We start from the raw sequence: 21,490 nt of genomic DNA, 5'->3' as shown, positions 1-21,490 counted from the left end.
AGAAAAGGGGATGTTTGGAATGAAAGTAGTAGTGTTAGGTGCAGGACTTATGGGGAGAGAAGTTGCGCGAGATTTAAGTGCAAGCGACAAAGTAGAAAAAGTTTATTTAGCAGATTTAGATATTGAAATGGTAAATGATTTTATCAATGAAGCAAATTTACAAAAAATCGAAGCAGTGTATTGTAATGCAGAAGACGAACAACAATTGCGTGATATTATTTCAAAAGGAGACGTGTGTGTTAACGCATTGTTCTATGAGTTTAATGAACGTGTAGCAAATGCTGCAATTGATGTTGGCGTACATTCTGTTGATTTAGGGGGACATATAGGGGAAGTAACAGAAAATGTACTGAAATTAGATGAACAAGCAAAAGAAAAAAATGTAACGATTATTCCAGATTTAGGTTTAGCACCGGGAATGATTAATATTTTAGTTGGATACGGGGCATCGAAATTGGATAGGGTAGAGTCCATTCAACTATATGTTGGGGGAATTCCAGTAAAACCTGAACCTCCATTAAACTATACTCGTGTCTTCTCCCTTGAAGGTGTCATCGACCACTATACGGAGCCAGCCAAGATTATCCGTGATGGACAATTGGTGAAAGTGGAGTCACTCTCAGGAGTAGAACCTATTTACTTCGATCAATTTGGAACATTAGAGGCATTCTATACTTCTGGAGGAACTTCAACATTATATAAAACATTCCCGAATGTGAAAACTCTTGAGTATAAAACAGTTCGCTATAAAGGGCATGCTGAAAAGTTCCAGTTATTGAGAGAATTAGGATTCTTCGATCGAGATAATATTGTCAATGTAGATGGTGTCGAAGTGAAAGTACGCAGCGTTGTTCGAGAAGCGCTAAAGAAAAAATTGTACTTAGGTAAAAAACAAGATGCGGTAGTGCTACGAGCAATTATCGTTGGTGAAAAATCTGGTGAGCAAGTCACATACGAATATGAAACGATTTTAAAACGCGACGAAAATTCAGAAGTGACGGCAATGGCACAGGCAACAGCTGGTACGATTGCTTCCGTAGCGATTATGATTGGTGAAGGAACAATTTCACAACGTGGTGTGTTCCCACCAGAAACGATTGTACCAGGTAAAGAGTTTATTGAAAAAATGAATAAACGCGGCGTTATAATTAAAGAAACGTCTCATCGTTCATCGATTGTAAAATGGTAAAAACGTGTTCTAAAATTATTTGTCTGAATGTTCTGTATAAAGAGCGAATGGAGAAAAGAACGAGTTTTCCCATTCGTTCTTTTGCTTTTTTAACAAGACTTGGATGTCCACTAGAACGTGAAGTATAATGCTTCACGTTTTTTCTTTTTCTTCTTTAATAGCATAAAAATAAAAGTGTCAAAATCGGAAATTCATTTTAAATGATGTAACTATATAGAATTTTGGCAGTCTAATTGATAAAAGGAAGAAAAAGGAGTGAAATGGGATGAATAATAAAACCAAGATCTTGGCAAGTGGATTCATTCTACTCGTTTTTGGGGTGTTTCTGAGCTTCATATTGCTCGGAAAAAAGGTTGAAGTAAATGCAGCTTCCGTCGTTTTTTATGGGCAGCCTTATGATGTTCATCTTTCCCATGCATTAGATGAACAGGCAATTCAACGCGGCAAAGTGTACGTTACTGATGAAGATGGAAACAAAGTGGACGCAACGGTTACATTAAGCAAAAACCAACGCACATTAACGGTTGAAAATTTAAAAATAGGCAAATACATTCTTCATATTGAAGATAAATCCTTCCGAAAATCTTCGGTAAATTTAAAGAATCAAAAAATTGAATTTGAAGTGATTGAAAAGTTGGAATCCATAAAGTCCGTTAAAGAATTAGAGGAATATTTCCAAGCATTGCTTAATAAGCATAATCAAAACGGAGTTAAATGGAAATTTTTTGAAGAAGAGCGTGTTGAGATGAAACAATCAACTGAAGCAGATACTGCTTCAAGTGGAGGAAACCATTCGACAACGAATAATCAAGTCGAAGGAATTGATGAGGGCGATGTCGTTATTACTGATGGCAAATATATTTATGCAACTGTAGAACAGCAAATTAAAATTGTTGATGCACAAAATCCGAAAAACTTAAAACAGGTTGCAACGATTCAACTAAAAGGCAACGGCTATCCTCATCAGTTAATGAAAGAAGGAAATTATTTAATCATCTTATTGGATGAGTTTGTAGAAGATCCACGAAATAGCCATAAAGAGTATTATGGCGGAAAAACGTTTACAAAAGCAGCGATTTATGATGTCAGTGACGCTTCCAAGCCAAAACTGGTAAAGGAATTTGGTCAAGAAGGTTACATGAATGGTGTTCGTAAATATAGCGGTGTACTTTACATTGTTTCAAACTATACACCAAATTATTGGATAATGAAAGATGCAGAGGTCGAGCTAAGACCATACATTGTTGAAGATGATGAATCCAATCCTTTGGAAATTGAGAAAATCTCGATTATTCCAAGCTCTACAGAACCATCTTATACTATAATTTCAGCGATTGATTTGAACAATTTAACATCTAAAGAAGTAAATACTAAAGGATATTTAGGTAGTAGTTCTACTCTATACATGTCTAAAAATGCATTATATTTAACAGCTTTTGATTATGGAATGGCAGTGCCTTTGCCAATCGATTTAAGAGTGACGACTTCTGATTCTGAAGCAGAAAAGTCAATAGCTCCTATACAATCAGGTGAGCCAAAAACGAACATTTATAAATTTGCAATTGATGGAACAAATATTGAATTTACTGGGACAGGTACAGTGAAAGGGAATGTATTAAATCAATTCTCTATGGATGAACATAACGGATATTTCCGCATTGCAACAACGGAAGGAGTTGCTTGGGGTAGTCAAGCGAATTCCAAAAACCATCTATTCATTTTAGATGAGAACTTGAAGAAAGTAGGAGAAGTTACAGGGTTAGCGAAAGGCGAACGCATTTATTCCGTTCGTTTTATGGGCGATAAGGCGTATATTGTGACATTTAAAGAGACAGATCCACTCTTTGTAATTGATACGGCAGAACCGAGCAATCCAAAAGTATTAGGTGAATTAAAAATTCCGGGCTTCAGCAACTATTTACATCCGCTTGATGAAAACCATTTAGTCGGAATCGGCTATGATACAGAACAACGGATGGATTCATGGTCGAAGGAACCGTTTACTGTAACAAAGGGAATGAAAATTTCTTTATTTGATGTATCTGATTTCGCGAATCCAAAAGAACAAGATATGGTTATTATTGGAGGACGCGGAACTTATTCGGAAGTGCAATATAATCACAAAGCACTTTTTAGAAATGAAGCTTTAAATTATTATGGATTCCCAGTGATATTGTATGAAGAAGGAAAGAATGAGGATGTGAAATATAAAGGATTGGGTGCGTTAGTGTATGAAATTACAACAGAGAAGGGGATTCAGTTAAAAGGAAACTTAATTACACCTGCGAAAGCCAATGAATTGTATGAAGATTGGGAATCAAGCATATCTCGTTTAGTGTATATTGATGATGCCTTGTATACAATATCACCGAAAGAAATTAAAAGCTATGATTTGAAAACTTTTGAATCAATTGGACAAATGAAAATCAAATAAGTTCAAAAAATCTGCTCTGGTTGAAGAGCAGATTTTTTATTAAGAAGGGAATATTACAAGTAAATCAACTTGAGTAGATAAGTGATCAGAACAAGCAGAGGAAATATCCACATGATAGAATAGACAATCTGCACGAGAGGGGAAAGTATCCACACAAGTAGAGGGATATCCACACAAGCGAAGTATAAATCCATAAATCCGTACCAGTGCGAGTCCTATCCACACGAGGGAGGTAAACATCCGCACCAGTGCAGTTCTATCTACATGTGTGGGAGATGCATCTGCACAAGTAGATAGTACATCACACATGGACACAATCTACCAAGTTGTTTCTACATAAATACAAAAAATCCCCAAGCTTCATCATTGCTAAGGGGATTTTTCATATTCAATGAATGTTTAATATTTCGCTTACCGTCACACATTCATAGCCTTCTTGTTGCAAATATGCTAATACGCTTTCAAGCCCGTCTGCTGTTGACTGATGAATATCGTGCATTAATATGATTGCTCCATCGTGCAAGTTTGCTTTTATGATTGGCAATAATTTATTTGAATCGCGGTATTTCCAGTCGTAAGTATCAATTGTCCATAAAATAACAGGTACATCAATTAAACTTTCAACGTATGAATTAGTAGCACCATAAGGAGGTCTAAATAGAGTAGGATATTCTCCAATCACATCATATATCACTTGACTTGTATAATCGACTTGCCAAGAAACTTGAGAGGTGCTTTGTTTCGTTAATACTGGATGGTTATATGTATGGTTACCAATTTCATGACCGCGATTTAACACTTCATGTACGATATCTTTATGGTTTTCCACTTGTTTTCCAAGCATGAAAAACGTTGCCTTTGCACCGTACTTTTCAAGGGTGTTTAAGATTTGCATCGTCACTTGTGGATGTGGTCCGTCATCAAAAGTTAAAGCTACTTTTTTGCGGTCTGTTTTAGGAGTCACAATAGTTACATTGCTTTTCACTTCGCTTTGGAATGCGGATGCTAAAATAGGATTCAAGTAATAGATTGGGATATTAATCGTTGCAGGACCTGCATGTTCTTCAGCAAGTTCTCCTTGGTTAAAGTAAAATATAACCGATTCGCTCGTTATGGCAAAGCGATTGAAATTATTCCAATTAGGTACTGTTGTTTGCACTAGTTTTTCATCGATTATTTCTTTACCATAATATTCCTTTAGTTCAGCTTGAATGAATTCAGCTAACAAACCTAAATGCCCGATATCTTTGTTTAATAATGTACTAGAATCGATTAACTCTCCGGTTTCTTTATTAAATACAATGGTTTTATAGGTTTCTTTATAAGAAACTCGGTTCAGCGATAGCCGTTTCTTTAATACGATTGAGTAAAACTGATTGTTAAATAGGTGAATTTCTGTGGAGATGTCTAAGTCACCAATCGTTTTTACTTTATTTACATGATTTTTCTCGTTTAGTGAAGTGATATAATCTCGCTTCGAATCTTTTATGTATTTAGTAATCTGTTCATTCACCAGATCAAAAGGTGTTTTTGGGTAATCTATCGAATATGGTATTAAGCTATTCATTGACGATTCGGAAACGATTCGGATTTCCGGAAATTTTGAATCTGTTTCATCAATTAGAGAGGGAATCTCCGGATATTTTGTTGTAGCAGAAACGGTTGGTTTTTGGAATTTAAACTGTCCCGTTATGGAAATTGTAATAACAATAATCGTAGTTAACGCAATGATGGAACCAATCAATATTAAGTCAATCCATGCGCGGCGTTTTGACTTCCGCTGTCTCATCTATGGCTCTCCTCTCTATAGTTATCAAAAGGTGGTTTTATTTAAGTTGAAAAAGATATGTACTTGAGATTTGCCTTTCCGTTCGGTATGATGCAAAGAAGAAAGGGAGAATAAAGCAATGGTAAATGAAAAGAATGATGAATTGGCGTTAGATTGCTTATTGTTAGCGGGACAAATTATGATGGAAAGCGGTGCTGAGACTTATCGAGTAGAGGATACGATGCTCAGAATGGCTCGCTCCCAAAATTTAGACGCCCAAAGTTATGTAACACCTACGGGGATTATTCTTTCCCTTGGTAAACAACAAAAAACAAAAATTATATCCATTTCAAGCCGTATTACAGACTTGCATAAAATTGCGAAAGTAAATAATGTTTCTAGGAAGCTTACACTTAAAATAATAACATTAGATGAAGCGTATGACGAGCTAAGAATGATACAAAAAACAAATTATTTTTTGCCAATTTGGTTGCAAATTTTAATGGCTGCCGTATCAAGTGCTTGCTTTTTAATTTTATTTAAAGGGACTTGGTTTGATATGCCAGCAGCTTTTATAGCAGGGGGCACAGGTTACCTTGCATTATTGGCCATTCAACATTTAACGAAAGTGAAATTTTTCTCTGAATTCTTCGCTTCTTTTGTCATTGCGCTCGTGGCATTTTCTACTGTTAAACTCGGTTATGGAAATGAAATCGATAAAATTATCATTAGTGGCGTAATGCCACTCGTTCCTGGGGTATTAATTACAAATGCTGTTCGAGATATGATGGCGGGTCATTTAACCGCTGGCATTGCGAAAGGGACAGAAGCGTTTTTAACGGCTTTTGCTATCGGTTCGGGTGTTGCAGTGGTTGTGGCATTTTATTAAGGAGTAATGGATATGGAATATGTAATTCAGTTGATTTTTAGTTTCCTTGCAACAGCGAGTCTTTGTGTGATTTTTAACGCTCCGATTAAAGCGATTCCTTATTGCGGATTAGTCGGGGCTGTTGGATGGATGATTTTTTATAGTGCCTTGCAATTACAATTAACAGAAGTATTCGCTTCTTTTTTAGGGGCTTTCGTTGTCGCAATCTGTGCACAAGGATTTGCAAGAAGATTAAAATCTCCGATGATTGTTTTTATTGTCTCAGGGATTATTCCTTTAGTACCTGGTGGGCTTGCATATAATACATTGCGTTATTTTGTGGAGCAAAATTATACTTTAGGATTGGAAACCGGAATTCGTGCGTTTTTAATTTCAGGGGCAATTGCTATGGGGATTGTTTTTTCTGAAGTTATATTTCAATTGTTCGTTCAATTTATGAGGAATAGTCTGACTTCTATGCAATCTTTTAGTCGAAATAAAAGACGACAATAAATGCATTATTTAAAAAGGCTACTCAAAACACTAAGGAGTAGCCTTTTTTATTTAAGAAGATAAAAGCTGAGGTATATTGTCTGCTGTAACAGGTTTACTGATTAAAAATCCTTGTATAGCATCGCATTCATATTGTTCTAACAGTTCTTTTTGTTCATTTGTTTCTACACCTTCAGCTAACACTGTCAAGTTCATGGATTTTCCGAAATGAACAATGCCCTTAATTAAGCGTTGCGTTTTTTCGGATTGCGTAAGTGAATGAACAAAAGTTTGGTCGATTTTTAATGTATTAATCGGTAAAAGTTGCATGTATCGGAATGAAGCATAACCTGTTCCAAAGTCGTCCAATACAAAGGTAATGCCTTCCTCTTCTAATTTACGCATTTGTTGAATGATGGATGTTTCCGCTTCAGCTTCTAATGCAAACTTTTCTGTAATTTCGATTTGTATGAGATGAGCAGGACAACCTGTTTTCGTCAATGTATCTAATATGAATTTTGCCATGTTTTTATCCCTAAATTCTCGAACAGATAAGTTAATCCCTACTTTTAATTCGAGGCCTTGTTTTTTCCATTTAGCTGCTTGTTGACATGCTTCTTCAATCACAAAAGAACCGATATCGTTAATTAAACCAGTTTCTTCAGCAATTGGGATTAATTCGTCGGGACTAACTACGCCAATTTCTTCGTCATCCCATCTCACAAGAGCTTCGACCGCATAAATTTGTCCTGTTTTTAAATCTACTTGCGGCTGATACAATACCTTTAAATTATGCTGATCGAGCGCCATTAACAAACGTTTTTCAATGATGGATTTCCGATTTAATTTTTTATGGGCAGCTTCAGAAAGAGATAATATATTATCTCCACCAGCTTCGCGAACATTAGCAATCGTTGCAAGAGAAGCGTTCATTAATTGAGTAAAGTTCGATTGATCTTGCGGAGAACGAGTAATTCCACCGCTGATTGTAATCGGCATTGCACGATTGCCAAGGTAAATTGGATTTTGTTTTAAATAGGATAAAAATCCTTGGATAAACCATTCGCCAAGGGGAGTAATCACAACAAAATCACTTTCGTTTATGCGAGCGAGTAAACTATCCTGGAAGTAAATTTTTAAGCGTTTCGTGAACTCTAAAATAAAGTTGTTGTCCAGCTCAACATGATGAAGTTCCTTCAACGTGTAGAATTTATCGATACTCAAATAAACGAAGTAAAATTGTTGTTGCTCTGCAATCATTTCTTTTACAACGTTTTCTAAGCGATGGACATTCATTAAACCAGTTTCTGCATCAACGTAAGCAATTTTTTCGAGTTTATGTTGCAATTCTTTTTCATTTGTAATATCTTGCTCTATTAATATGTAGCGATATTTTTGTTCACTATGAGAATAAGTGGGAATGGCAGTTAAATGTACCCAATAAGTTTCACCGGTTTTTTTCATTTTTTGTACATCGCCTTGCCAAATTTTCCCTTGAGATATAGTATTCCATATAGTATCAGCTATTTCATGGCTTTCTTCTGTATCAGGGAATAGTTGCCAAAAGGTTTTTCTTAACACTCGTTTTGGCGTCCATTTACTTGTTTTTAAGAATAAAGGATTACAGCTAACAATAAATCCTTCATGATCTAACGTAACCATCATAAAGGATGAGAGAAGCCCACTCTTTAAATCAGATAGTTCTTGGTCAGATTCTCCTAACTGAGAAAATTGGTGTTCTGGTAAGCAATAAAAAACAATGCAACGATTGTTGTTAATCGTGCATGGGAAAACGATTACGTCTGCTTTGATAAGCGTTTCATTTTTATGAATCAGTTGTATATGATTTAATCGAATGTATTCTTGAGCATTCAGTATGCGCTGCCAAGTATTTTCAGATAAAGTAGAAAATAATTGTTCTTTTAATGAATCAACACTCTGAAAGTCCTGTTTTGTGTAACCAAAATATTGTTCACATATGGTGTTCCAAGTGATTGTATCTGCATTTACATTTAATGCAAAAGATGGGAAGGGAGCTTTCAGTAGCAAGTTTTCATCATAGCTTTGCGTTATATTAAGGTTCATCCTAATTCCGTCTCCTTGCATACCGTAATTTTATACCATATTTATTATAAATTATTTTGAAGTCAATAGTCACTATTGTAGGACTATCAATTTTTTGACATTAAACAATGATACTAAAATGGGCCTATAAAAATAGTAAATTGTTACAATAATAATTCTATATTATAAAAAGGAAGTTCATGCTATGCAACATTTAAAAGGAATTATATTAATCATCATAGGAGCAATGCTGTGGGGGGCAACAGGGCCACTAACAGAGTGGATTTTAAAAGATTCAGGTATGACGGTGAATTTTTTTCTTACTGTTCGATTGCTTGTTGCTGGAGTAGCGATTTTATCATTTTTACAATTTACCAATAATTCAGTTATGGCTGTTTGGAAAACAATATATTGGAGTCGCCAACTTGTTATATATAGCGTAGCCGGTATGCTTGGGCTACAATTTTCTTTCACAATGACCATTCAAAGTAGCAATGCGGTTTTTGCAACACTATTGCAGTTTCTAGGGCCACTTTTTATTCTTGCTTATACATCTATTAAAGTTCGAACATGGCCCCCTAAATACCAAATATTAGGTGTCCTTGGTACGCTGCTTGGGTTATTTTTATTACTAACAAACGCGAAAATTGATCAGTTATTGGTTAGTCGTGAAGCGCTTTTTTGGGGTCTTGTACTAGGAATTACTTTCGCTATTTATACGTTATATCCTGCACGTTTAATGGCAGAGTGGGGGGTTTTACTTGTAGTTGGTTGGGGAATGTTGATTGGTGGAGTCGTGTTAGGAATGGGATCGTTTATTTGGCAAAGCGATGAATGGGGGTTGCTCTTCGATATTAAATTATTGATTTCTATGTTTAGTATCATTTTCTTTAGTACCGCAGCTTTTGTTATGTTTTTAAGCAGCATGAATTATATTAGCCCGGTATTAACGAGTATATTATCCACAATGGAGCCGCTCACTACAATGGTTATTTCGATGATTGTATTTTCAACAAGATTTGGTCTATGGCAAGCAATTGGAATACTTCTTATGTTAGCATGCGTAACGTGGATTTCAGTAGCGAGTGAAAAAGCGGAAAAATACAATAAAAATTAGCGCTGAATAAATGGTACGATTTAGCGAGATAAATGTTCCCAAATGTTTGGGAGCAATGCACTTTGATTTAAAAATGAATTTGGCGTTGTTTTATAGATTGGGGTGGGTTTGTGAAAGTTGTTTTGAGTTATTTAAAGCCATATAAATGGTTTGCGCTAATTGCCTTAGGATTAATGTTGTTAGAACTTGTAGCTGAATTGGCACAACCGATCATCATCGCCAAAATTATTGATGAAGGTATTGTCTTAAAGGATTTTCATGTGATTTTCTTATGGGGATGCATGTTGATAGGAATTGCATCTTTAGCCTTTTTATGCGGAATTGTAAATACATATTTCGCTGCACATGCGGCACAAAGTTTTGCTTTGGATTTACGAAATGCTTTATTTAGAAAAATTCAATCATTCTCCATGACAACTTTTTTGAAATATCCAACATCCAGTTTGATTACAAGGCTCACCAACGATGTTCAACAAGTACAAAGCATTTTATTTATGAGTCTGCGCATTATGATTCGTGCTCCTTTAGCGGTTGTACTGAGCCTTGTAATGGTGTTTTTCGTTAATGCCAAGATGGCGATGATATTAATGATTGGTACACCGATTCTCACTATTTTTTTATATATAATTGTAAAAAACGGGAGTCTTTTATTTGGACAAGTACAACGTCGAATGGATCGAGTGAATCGTGCGCTTCAAGAAAGTTTACAAGCGATTTATTTAGTGAAAGCTTATATGCGAAATGCCTACGAAACGGAAAAATTTAACCGGATAGCCGAAGATTTAAAACTGGATACGATGAAAGCTCTCCGAATGATGGAGTTAATGATGCCCATCATGAGTTTTGTGCTGAATGTGAGTTTACTGCTTGCTATTTGGTATGGTGCACGTGAAGTAAGCATGAACGAGGCGCAAGTGGGGGAATTAGTGGCAGTTGTCAACTACGCTTTACGTATTACAGGATACTTCGGAATGTTTGCCTTTATTTTAAACGGGTTTACTCGAGCTAAAGCTTCCAGTGAACGAATGGCGGAAATATTAGTCATGGAAGAGGGGCTGGAAGAAGAAAAAAGCGGGACGGAAACACCGAAAGAGGAATTCGGAACGGTTCGTTTTAAAGGCGTTTCCTTTAAGTATCCAAATACAAAAAAATTAGTCCTTCAAGATATTTCTTTCGAAGTAAAGCAAGGAGAAAAATTGGCGATAATGGGGACGACTGGCTCTGGCAAAACCACGTTACTTAGTTTAATTCCCCGTTTTTATGAACCCAGTAAAGGAGAAATTGTAGTTAACGGAAGAAATATTTCCGATTGGTCATTGAAGGATTTACGTAACATGATTGGTTATGTTCCCCAAAAGGCATTGTTATTTACAGGTTCGATTGAAAACAATGTAAAGTGGGGGAAAAGAATGGCAGAACATCGTGAAGTTGTGGCTGCTACGACAAAGGCACAAATCCACGATACGATACTCAATTTTCCTGAACAGTATAAAACAAGGGTTGGCCAAAAGGGCGTCAATTTATCCGGTGGCCAGAAACAGAGATTATCGATTGCAAGGGCGATTATTCGAAAGCCTCAAATTTTAATACTAGATGATAGTACAAGCGCTCTCGATGTAAAGACGGAAGCTGCTTTATGGGATGCCTTAAAAGATACAGAGGCGACGATGCTCGTTGTGACTCAAAAAATCCATACAGCAAAAGGGGCAGATCGCATTGTATTGTTAGATGAAGGAAAGATTGTTGCTATCGGTACACATGACGAATTGATGAAAAGTAGCAAGCTTTATCAACAAATCGCCAGCACCCAAGAGGAACAGGTAGGTGATGAATGATGGAAATGTTCAAAAAACCTTTTGGGTACGAACCGATTTTGACGAAAGAAGATTTACGCAACGCGGAGAAAAAACACAAAGGTCCTAGAGCAAGCGATTGGAAAAGAACGCTCCTTCGTATTTGGAAATTAGTGGATGAACAAAGAGGGTTGTTGATTGCAGTTTTCATCATGGTCATCATCAGTTCGATTGCCGGGTTATTAGGACCTTTTTTGATGGGATATATCATTGACCATTTTGTTATTCCGAAAGAATTTCAACGTATGGTTCCGATGATTGGTGTGCTAATTGGTGTGTACATTGTTTATGCAGTGACATTGTTTATGCAAAACTATTGGATGGTAGGCATTGCACAAACAACGGTATACAGAATGAGGACTGGTGCTTTTAAACATTTGTTAAAGCTCCCAATCTCTTATTTTGATAAAAGGCAGCATGGAGAAATTATGAGCCGTTTGACAAATGATATTGAAACGGTGAGTGCTACGCTAAATACGTCTTTTATTCAAGTGTTTTCGAGCCTTTTAACCCTTGCCGGCACAATCATCGTGATGCTCTATTTAAGCCCGTCTTTAACACTCATTACAATGATCGTCATCCCGCTTATGTTTATAGCAATGAGATGGATTACGAAAAGAACGAGCAAGTTGTTTAAAGCGCAGCAAGAAGCTCTTGGAGATTTAAACGGGATGATTGAAGAAACGATTTCTGGTCAAAGTATTGTGAAGGCTTTTTCTCAAGAGGACCACGTGAAACAGGATTTTTATATGAAAAGTAAACGTCTAAAGAACGTTGGATTTTGGGCGCTTGTATATTCAGGTTATATTCCAAAAGTCTTTAATTTTCTAAACAATATGAGTTTTGCTATTATCGCCGGAATCGGAGGAATTTTTGCGTATTACGGGTGGGTAACAATCGGAACTATTGTGATTTTTACAGAATACGCTCGGCAATTTACCCGACCATTAAATGATTTAGCGAACCAAATCAATACCGTATTATCAGCAATTGCAGGGGCAGAGCGAGTTTTTTCAATTATGGATGAGGAGATGGAAGAGGACCGAGGAAACCTACCTGATGATTACCTAATTCGAGGTGAAGTAGAGTTTCGAAATGTGTCTTTTAAATACGAGTCAAAAAACAAATCTGATACATTGCATAATTTGAATTTCCGTGTTCAACCAGGTCAAACGGTGGCGCTTGTTGGGCCTACTGGAGCCGGGAAGACGACAACGATGTTATTGATTGCCCGCTTTTACGACGCAAATAGCGGTGAAATTCTCATTGATGGAAAGAATATTCGCGATTATAAGCGGCAAACGTTGCGACGACAAATGGCTTTTGTGTTGCAAGATCCCTTTTTATTCGAAGCGTCTGTTCGAGAAAATATCCGTTATGGAAGGCTTGATGCAACCGATGAAGAAGTGGTGGATGCAGCAAAAAAAGCCAATGCTCATGATTTCATTATGAAGTTGCCAAAAGGCTATGACACGGTGTTAAAAGCGGATGGTAGTGAAATTTCGCAAGGTCAAAAACAATTGTTATCGATTGCAAGAGCATTTTTAGCGAATCCTGCAATTTTGTTATTGGATGAAGCGACAAGTAGCATCGATACTGTAACGGAAAAGAAAATTCAAGAGGCATTAGAGGAGTTAATGAAAGGACGAACTAGCTTTGTCATCGCCCATCGATTAAATACCGTTCGTCATGCAGATATCGTGTTTGTGATGAAAGACGGAAGAATTGCAGAATCGGGGTCTCAGCAAGAATTAATCGAAAAAGATGGAATTTATGCAAATATGTTAAAACAATCAAAAGGAGGGGGTGTTTAGAAAGGTGTAACTTTCTAAACACCCTCACATCATTATCATAATCTTTTATCAATTTTTGATTCTGCGGTGTGTGAAATCAGTTTCCACCATGCTTGTCAGAATTTGTATAACCAGTTTTGGGTTAATTACAATTTAAAATCACACCCTAAACATGCTATATATGAACTTTTACTCAATTAAAATATTTCTCCCAAATCAATCGTAATTTGGTTAAGATAGATTACTTAAAGCTATATACAAATCCTACCTCACTCTTAGAATCTAAGGATAGTAAATTAATATGAAAGGGGATTATTGACATCAACTCTGCTCTAGCCTATGTTGATGAAAAAACGGCAATTGAAAATATGAAAGTGGCTATTAATACTATTCGTGAGGCTTATGATAACAGAGTTTCAACAATTGACAAAGCTTATTTAGAAAAATAGAAAGAGGTGAACGATATGGATAAGGAAATATATCCAAGATATGAACTGGGTAAATTACTAAATATTACGTACCAAACTAAAATCCCCCAAAATTCCATCAATCTTTCTATAATTTGGTATCCACCTTGTTGTTTCAGATATAATACAAAATATCTATGACAATAAAAATACTCCAATAGCAGATACTCAATATTTTTAAAAAACGGAACCGATTTTTGATTATCAGCCTATCAATATCCCTCTCTGTATTAAATAACATTTAGGTTAATAAAACATAACTAACAATATCCTTATATAAGGATGTAACCTGATTTCAAACATTTCCATAATTTTATTTTCAGGACTTTTTAGATGTTACGTCAAATTTTAAAAATCCTTTTAACAATCGTCTTTAAAAAACTTTTCTACTATATATTCGAATCGAGAGTATCCACGAAAGAACATAAAGAAGTGCAGCCGATAATATTATGGCAAGATAAAACAGGGAATTATCCAAAGATAGTACCGTTTGGACTACCTCTCTTACTCTATCATTCAAATTAGGTATAAAACTTAGGGTAACCATATAAATAACAAACACACCACCAAATCCAATCAATAAATATTTACTGTTAAATAGATAAGAAAATGGGAAAGCAAATGAAATTAAACCCATTACAATGCTCGTAATGAACAATAATACTTCCCATTGCATGATTTCTCTATGAATCATCCAATTTCCTATAAAAATAGTCAGCAGAGTAAGAAAAATAAAAATTAGCGCACCAATATACTTTGAACTGACAATTTCCTTTCGTGTATATGGTAAAGAATTTAAAAGCAGATTGGCTGACGATGTTTCATCCGTTTGAAAAGCATTCATGATGATTACAATACAAAAAACGATAGCCACCCAAGAAGTAGAAACATTTACAAATAAATAGATAAACAAAAATAACAACATGAATGGCAATGTTTTCTTCTGTAATATCATATCTTTACGAATAAGATTTAGCATCTATCTCTTCCCCTTTCTTTGTATATAGCATAATATCCTCAAGTGTCGGTTTCTCTATAATGACCGTATCACCAAAAATATTTTTTGTACGTTGTTTATTCGCTGTCAATGCTCGGAATCCGTGATTAGTTTTATGAATTCCGATAAATTCTTGTTCTGTATCACGATCTAATAGATTCGTTCCTCCTTTTACTATTGCGAATTCCTCTTCGATTTTATAATACTCTTTTGTAAAGATATGTTGCCCATTATGAATAAAGGTTATATAATCTGCTATTCGATCTAAATCTGTCGTAATGTGCGTTGAAAAAAGGATTGTTCTTTCTCCATTCTGCATAAGGTTGTGTAGGATATTTAATAATTCACTGCGAATGATTGGATCTAATCCCGATGTAGGTTCATCCATGATAATTAACTCAGCATGGTGGGATAATGCGATGGTTAATGAGGCTTTCATCTTCATCCCTTTTGAAAAGGTTTTTAAATTTTTCTTTAAAGGCAGTTCAAACATATCTACATATTGATTAAATAAGGTATCATCCCATTTACGATAGGCAGGTTTAATAATTTTCTTCATTTCAGCCAATGTAATATTTTCATAAAAAATGTTACTATCGAACACAAAGCCGATTCGTTGTTTTATTTCTTTTTCATTTTTTTTATAATCCATACCAAAAATAGAAATTGTTCCACTATCCGGTTTTAACAAATTCATTATCAGCTTGATGGTTGTGGATTTTCCTGCCCCATTACCACCAATAAACCCTGTAACAAAGCCTTTCTTAACTGAGATAGATAAGTCTTTCAATTCAAATCCTTTAAAAGCCTTATATACATGCTGTAATTCAATTACATTTTCCATCATGTATCCTCCTTATATAACAATGTAAGAAGTTCTTTTAATTCTTCTAATTCTATCCCTACTTCTTTACTATTTTGAATTGCAGACAAAAGTTGTTCTTCAATGACTTTCATTTTCCTTTCCAGAATCATTTCATTATTTTGTTCACATACAAACGATCCTTTTCCAACTATTGAGTAAATAAAGCCATCATTTTCAAGTTCTTCATATGCTCGCTTTGTTGTAATGACACTTATATTTAAATCCTTCGCTAATTGACGCATGGAAGGCAGGGACTCGCCAGGTTTTAGTTCATTCGTTAAAATTTGTTTCTTTATTTGAGCATAAATTTGCCTATAAATCGGTTCTTTAGATTGGTTCGAAATTATAACTTGCATGCAAAAACCTCTCTCGAAAAAAAAATGTATATATTATATATATACATTTTACACATTATTGAATTGGCAAACAATACCTTTTTAGGGTATTTCCTTATGATAAAAATGGGTGAAATTCGTCCAAGCTATATATCTCAAGGGGAGTTGAAAAAAGCCCGAAACTTTAACGGATACAACTGCACTCGGCTGTCTCAACATGACTTTTCAAACGGTTACTTTTAGAAATATTTGACGTTTTATTAACGAAGAATGGATGAAGCGATGAAACTTGAGAGAAAAGGTGAAAAAGAGCGAATGACGTAATTTATGGGAATGTGATGCAGCTTGTTGCAGTGGGCGAATGCTTTGTCTAAAATGTTAAAAGTAAAAGAAATAGATCGGAGTATTAAAGATGAACATTGCCTTTATGACCACATCGTTACCTATAGATGAAGAAACATATCAAGAAATTCAAAATTTATCTCGATTTGCAACAGAAGTGGACCAATGCCCTTATTCCTATGCTTTAAATCTACCTTTATTAAATAAAACATATAGCAGGGGATTTTGCATCCTTGCTTACGATGAAGAAACAAATGAGTTAGTTGGTCTTATTACGGCGGTAGATCGAATTGGTTTGGATACATATGAATGGACCATGCTAGTTGATCCTATGTACAGACAAACAGGCATAGATGATGCATTACTTAGTTTATTATCAAAAGCTTTTAAAGATCGACACGCTGTTGGAGAATTAGTAGTTGTCCTAGAAAATGACCTATACGGAAGAAAAATCATTGAAAAATACGGATATACATATAGCTTTTCGGAAGCGACTTTTGAAGCGGAAGCGGAAATGGTTGAAATGAATGATTCTATATATATAAGACCGTATAACGAATCTACGGATTTGGAACCCCTTGTTGAAATATTTAGAGAAACATTTGGCGACCTCAGGGAAGAAACAATCGAACTCATTGAATTGAATACAAAAGTTCCAGGAAGAGTGATTTGGGTTGCAGAAAAGGATGGAGAAGTTGTCGGAACTGTAACTACTTCAAAGGAAGAAATGAACCAGTGGATTACTTCCTTAGCAGTACATCCCCTCCATCAACGAAAAGGGATTGCGACAGCTTTATTGAACTGGGTGAAAGACTTTGCTTATCGAAGCGGAGCAAAACAAATTTTCCTTGAAGTAGAGATGGAAAATGAACAAGCTTTATCAGTTTATCAAAAGGCTGGATTCCAGAAGACAATTCAAATAGATTTTTATGCGTATGGGGAATCTTGATTGCCTAATGAATATAAGTCCACAACAAAATTGTGGGCTTCTTTTCATGTCATTTCATAAGTACCTGTGAATCATTGGAATTTGTTATAATTGTTTTCATGAATGATAGAAAGAGGATGAAACCAGTTATGGAAAAGAATCACGAAATTTCATCATTAAAGCTTATGTGGCAGATGACTCGTCCACATACGTTAACGGCAACTTTTGCGCCGGTCATTTTAGGGACGGTAATGGCACTGTATGATACAAAGATCGATTGGTTGCTATTTCTGACGATGATGATTGCGTGTTTGGCACTTCAAATTGCGACAAATTTATTTAATGAATATTACGATTTCAAGCGAGGGCTGGATACGGAAGAATCGGTTGGCATTGGCGGAGGAATCGTTCGCCACGGCTTGAAGCCAAAAAATGTATTGGCGGTAGCGATTCTTTTATATGTTTTTGCTGGGATTGTTGGTGTTTATATTTGCTCGAATTCTAGTTGGTGGTTAGTAGTCATCGGATTGTTTGGAATGGCGGTAGGTTATTTATATACTGGTGGTCCGCTGCCGATTGCCTATACCCCTTTTGGTGAGTTATTTGCAGGAGCTTTAATGGGAACTGCTTTCGTGTTAATTGCCTATTTTATTCAAACAGGTGATGTCACGCTGCTTTCAGTACTCCTCTCCATTCCATCAGGGATATTAGTAGGCGGAATCAACATGGCTAACAATATTCGAGATATTGAGGAAGATAAAAGAGGCGGAAGAAAGACGCTTGCCATATTAATCGGTAGAACCAATGCAGTGAGATTACTAGCAATCGGTTTTATTATCTCCTATTTTTGGATTGTCGGATTAGTGGTGACGGGAAGCATCAGTCCTTGGGCGCTAGTAGTGCTGTTAAGCGTAAAAAAACCTATAGACGCTATTCGAGGCTTCCAAAAGGGCGAAAGCGAAATGCAGTTTATGCCTATTGCCATGAAATCAACAGCCATGACGAACACAATTTTCTGCTTTTTATTATCAGCTGGGTTGTTACTAGGATATATATTTTAGTAGGATAAATGAAGGTTTATGTTAAAATCTTGCCCATTCGAACGAATCGCTTCCTTTTGGAGGCGATATTTTATTTTAGTAAAACAATACTGTTAAGTTAATTTACAAAAATTATAACTGTTTGTTGGATAAAAAGATGATTAAATAGAAGTGAATAGGAGATGTAGGAAAGTAGTATTTTTTATTGCAATAAAGAAATGCTGAAATTTATTTGGTGTCGCTTGAATTAGATGGATTGTTCTTTAGTTTGAGGAAATACTGAATGTGAATGATGTGAAATGCTCGTTATTCTCGTGGGGGAATAATAGCCAAATCCATGACAATAATAGTCATTCTATAAAGCATAATAGTCAAATTTGTGAACATAATAGTCAATCAAACAAAAATTGCTCTTGAAATTTATGATAATAGTCAAAATCGAGTCAGTTATAGCCAAACTACAGAAGATAATAGTCACACTCTTCAACTTATTAGTCAATCATCTAAAATCGCCTCTTGGAGAATACGATAATAGTCAAAATTTAACCAATAATAGTCAAGCTACTAAGGATAATAGTCAAATCTAACAAAATAATAGCCAACAAAGAGTGAGTTAGAAAATTAACTTATCCGCTCTTTGTTGGCGTGCATATCCTCATATTATTTAAATAATTCATCAATTTCTTCAATTTCTTCTTTACTTAATGATACTTTGGCTGTTTTTAAATTGTTCAATACTTGCGCAGCACATTTTGCTCCTGGAATGATGGCAGTTACGGCTTCTCGTGTCAAATACCAAGCAAGAACAACATTTGCAACCTCTACATCCTTCGATTGGGCGATTGTGCGTAATCGTTCCACTTTTTCTACGATTTTCTCATACGTTTCTTTTTGGAAGAACTGAGATTTTTGACGATATTCAGGTATTTCGGTATCCTTTGTATATTTTCCTGTAAGCAAACCAGAAGCCAAAGGAAAATATGGGATAAAAGCAATCTGGTTTTTTAGTGTGTATGGAAACATCTCTTTTTCAGCATCTCTATAAATTAAGTTATAGTGTTCTTGAACCACATCCACATAGCCATCTTTATTTGCTTCCTGTAATTGTTCTAATGAGAAGTTAGAAACACCGATTGCTCGAATTTTTCCTTCATCCTTCAATTCTTTCAATGCTCCAATCGCTTCATCCTTTGGTGTTTGCTCATCGGGAAAATGAATGTAAAGTAAATCAATATAGTCTGTTTTTAAGCGTTGCAAACTTTTTTCCACTTCTTCTTTTAAAAATAAAGGTGAGTTGTCCATTACTCTTTGGCCATCAACTATTTTAGCTCCGACTTTTGTTGCAATGATCAGTTCATCTCGGTTGCCCATTTCTTTTAAGACTTCTCCAATGAGTTCTTCTGAACGCCCTAATCCATACAAATATGCAGTATCAATGAAGTTGATTCCGTTTTTGATGGCAACACGAACAAGCTCTTTTCCTTCTGTTTCACTTAGATGAGGGTGAATATTGTGTCCACCGACTGCATTCGCTCCTAATCCAATAGGGTTCACATAAAAATCTGATTTTCCTAATCGCACATATTTCTCCACAAAAATCATGCCCCCTTATTACTTATTAATTTACTGGGAGCTGATATTAATTACAAGAAATTTACAAAACTAAGAGAAAATGAGTTGTAACACAAGGGACATTGGCTGCTGAACTAATGTGGATTTTGTCGATATAAGAATATACAATTTTTGGTTGTCGAATTACTGAGCGTCAGTAGATATTTAAATTAGTAGAAATAGGTATATTGAGAATTCGATTTAAATTTATTGTAAACAAGGTTGTCAAAAGAGGTGGCAAGTTTGACGTTTCTTGTGAAAATTTGCGCATAATTTCTTATTGTGTAATAGATAAAGTCAAAATCGTGATAAAAAAACGAATTAGGCATACTATCAACTGATTTTTTGTGAACTAATGTTTACAAAAAGGAATAGTGCTGTCGAAAACGATAGAATGGGTATGTTTCAATACAAAAATAATAATCTTACAATCGTGATATTTAAATAAAATAGAAGGTAACATTAACAATAACCAAAATGAAATGAATATTGATGTCAACTAAGTTAACGATATATCTTTATTGAGATAAGGGGATGTCGAAATTTAAATGTTATTTCAAGAAAACATCTAAAATGAAAAGATATGTAAAAATCAATTAATTTTTATATATTAATAAAATAATGTGTCGTATTATTTCGAGTAATCATTAGTACAAAATGTATGTGAATTAAATTGTCGAATATTAATTAATAAAATTATCAGCAAGGCTGTCAAAATTTAGAAGATAAGAAGGGAATGCGTGCTCTTTAATTGGCATTTCAAGAAGTTCGCCCTTCAACAACATGAAGAGTAGCCCAGTGAGGAGGGAGCCAATTGTCTATTCTTTCTTGTAAGTATTCGATCGGGACAAACAGCCAACTCTCATGTCTTACTGCTGCGTAGATAATTCCAATTACATTTCCATCTTCATTCATGATAGGGCTTCCACTGTTACCCGATATACAGGTGCATTTATCATGTATACATCCTCTTCCCATTCAGAAAGTAAAATGGGTTTCATTGACAATACCAGTGAAAAAAAGCGGATTTCCAATAAAGCACAAAGTCCGTTAATTAACGCTTTATTGATTTCCGTATATATATGTTTCTAAAGCTTCCTTTTGTGCTTCTAATACGAGGTCCACTAATAGCACTCATCCTTTTCCTCTTTTTACATTTTGCCGCTCCTTTAAGGAATTCTGTTTATGTTAATAATGCTGCGTCTTACATTCATTCTTTAAGAAAAGCTTCGTTGACAAAATACCTATGGGGGTATATATTGTAATTAAATTAGTTCTTCTTTGAAAAATTACTGTTGATGCACAGAGGTTTTGGGGATGAAACAAA

The 21,490-nt window shown here is 35.3% G+C and carries 16 protein-coding genes; 9 read left to right on the top strand and 7 right to left on the bottom strand.

Annotated elements, in window-relative coordinates; all coding sequences use genetic code 11:
* Positions 1-19: 19 nt before the first annotated feature.
* Entirely contained in the window at positions 20-1,189 is a 1,170-nt protein-coding gene (locus NST00_RS01605; protein ID WP_340709544.1) for a saccharopine dehydrogenase family protein, read from the top strand.
* A 265-nt stretch (positions 1,190-1,454) separates the two neighbouring features.
* Positions 1,455-3,623, top strand: coding sequence for a beta-propeller domain-containing protein (locus NST00_RS01600; protein ID WP_340709543.1), 2,169 nt, complete (start codon positions 1,455-1,457; stop codon positions 3,621-3,623).
* Between the two features lie 388 nt (positions 3,624-4,011).
* On the opposite strand, the gene NST00_RS01595 is transcribed toward NST00_RS01600, so the two are convergent.
* Positions 4,012-5,412, bottom strand: coding sequence for a polysaccharide deacetylase family protein (locus NST00_RS01595; protein WP_210730730.1), 1,401 nt, complete (start codon positions 5,410-5,412; stop codon positions 4,012-4,014).
* 118 nt (positions 5,413-5,530) lie between these two features.
* Here NST00_RS01595 and NST00_RS01590 point away from each other — a divergent pair, with 118 nt between their 5' ends.
* Both NST00_RS01590 and NST00_RS01585 read left to right on the top strand, forming a co-directional pair.
* Entirely contained in the window at positions 5,531-6,280 is a 750-nt protein-coding gene (locus NST00_RS01590; protein ID WP_016837674.1) for a threonine/serine exporter family protein, read from the top strand.
* Positions 6,281-6,292: 12 nt separating this feature from the next.
* Complete coding sequence (locus NST00_RS01585; RefSeq protein WP_016837675.1) at positions 6,293-6,772, top strand: threonine/serine exporter family protein; 480 nt, start codon at positions 6,293-6,295, stop codon at positions 6,770-6,772.
* 51 nt (positions 6,773-6,823) lie between these two features.
* Here the strand turns inward: NST00_RS01585 and NST00_RS01580 are convergent, their stop codons facing one another.
* Positions 6,824-8,836 (bottom strand): EAL domain-containing protein, encoded by a 2,013-nt coding sequence (locus NST00_RS01580; RefSeq protein WP_340709542.1) that lies wholly within the window; start codon positions 8,834-8,836, stop codon positions 6,824-6,826.
* A 184-nt stretch (positions 8,837-9,020) separates the two neighbouring features.
* Here NST00_RS01580 and NST00_RS01575 point away from each other — a divergent pair, with 184 nt between their 5' ends.
* The 3 genes from NST00_RS01575 to NST00_RS01565 all read left to right on the top strand — a co-directional run bounded on the left by NST00_RS01575 (position 9,021) and on the right by NST00_RS01565 (position 13,599).
* On the top strand, positions 9,021-9,932 hold the full coding sequence (locus NST00_RS01575) for a DMT family transporter (RefSeq protein WP_016837677.1): 912 nt from the start codon (positions 9,021-9,023) through the stop codon (positions 9,930-9,932).
* Positions 9,933-10,042: 110 nt separating this feature from the next.
* The gene (locus NST00_RS01570) at positions 10,043-11,767 is read left to right on the top strand and encodes an ABC transporter ATP-binding protein (protein ID WP_016837678.1); all 1,725 of its coding nucleotides are present in this window, start codon (positions 10,043-10,045) and stop codon (positions 11,765-11,767) included.
* Positions 11,767-13,599, top strand: coding sequence for an ABC transporter ATP-binding protein (locus NST00_RS01565; RefSeq protein ID WP_340710141.1), 1,833 nt, complete (start codon positions 11,767-11,769; stop codon positions 13,597-13,599). Before NST00_RS01570 ends, NST00_RS01565 begins: the two co-directional genes overlap by 1 nt.
* 819 nt (positions 13,600-14,418) lie before the next feature.
* Here NST00_RS01565 and NST00_RS01560 read toward each other — a convergent pair.
* Genes NST00_RS01560 through NST00_RS01550 form a run of 3 tightly spaced genes read right to left on the bottom strand, consistent with a single transcriptional unit; the run spans position 14,419 to position 16,263 of the window.
* Entirely contained in the window at positions 14,419-15,024 is a 606-nt protein-coding gene (locus tag NST00_RS01560) for an ABC-2 transporter permease (RefSeq protein WP_339289408.1), read from the bottom strand.
* Positions 15,005-15,886, bottom strand: a complete 882-nt coding sequence (locus tag NST00_RS01555) for an ABC transporter ATP-binding protein (RefSeq protein WP_016837681.1) — start codon at positions 15,884-15,886, stop codon at positions 15,005-15,007. The genes NST00_RS01560 and NST00_RS01555 overlap by 20 nt, the downstream gene beginning before the upstream one ends.
* A complete protein-coding gene (locus tag NST00_RS01550; RefSeq protein ID WP_016837682.1) occupies positions 15,886-16,263 on the bottom strand; it encodes a GntR family transcriptional regulator in 378 nt (125 codons plus the stop codon). The genes NST00_RS01555 and NST00_RS01550 overlap by 1 nt, the downstream gene beginning before the upstream one ends.
* 391 nt (positions 16,264-16,654) lie before the next feature.
* On the opposite strand from NST00_RS01550, the gene NST00_RS01545 reads away from it, so the two are divergent.
* The gene (locus NST00_RS01545) at positions 16,655-17,533 is read left to right on the top strand and encodes a GNAT family N-acetyltransferase (RefSeq protein WP_016837683.1); all 879 of its coding nucleotides are present in this window, start codon (positions 16,655-16,657) and stop codon (positions 17,531-17,533) included.
* A 116-nt stretch (positions 17,534-17,649) separates the two neighbouring features.
* Positions 17,650-18,573 carry a 1,4-dihydroxy-2-naphthoate polyprenyltransferase gene (locus NST00_RS01540; protein ID WP_408056482.1) on the top strand — a complete coding sequence of 308 codons (924 nt, stop codon included), beginning with the start codon at positions 17,650-17,652 and terminating at the stop codon, positions 18,571-18,573.
* A gap of 639 nt (positions 18,574-19,212) precedes the next feature.
* On the opposite strand, the gene NST00_RS01535 is transcribed toward NST00_RS01540, so the two are convergent.
* Both NST00_RS01535 and NST00_RS14930 read right to left on the bottom strand, forming a co-directional pair.
* Positions 19,213-20,145, bottom strand: coding sequence for an aldo/keto reductase (locus NST00_RS01535; protein WP_016837685.1), 933 nt, complete (start codon positions 20,143-20,145; stop codon positions 19,213-19,215).
* Positions 20,146-20,922: 777 nt separating this feature from the next.
* A complete protein-coding gene (locus tag NST00_RS14930) occupies positions 20,923-21,141 on the bottom strand; it encodes a hypothetical protein (RefSeq protein ID WP_168411909.1) in 219 nt (72 codons plus the stop codon).
* Between the last annotated feature and the right edge of the window lie 349 nt (positions 21,142-21,490).

The organism is Ureibacillus sp. FSL K6-0165, assembly GCF_038004285.1.
GTDB lineage: Bacteria > Bacillota > Bacilli > Bacillales_A > Planococcaceae > Ureibacillus > Ureibacillus thermosphaericus.
The sequence above is the reverse complement of the archived record's forward strand: the minus strand, read 5'-3'. Positions and strand labels throughout refer to the sequence as shown.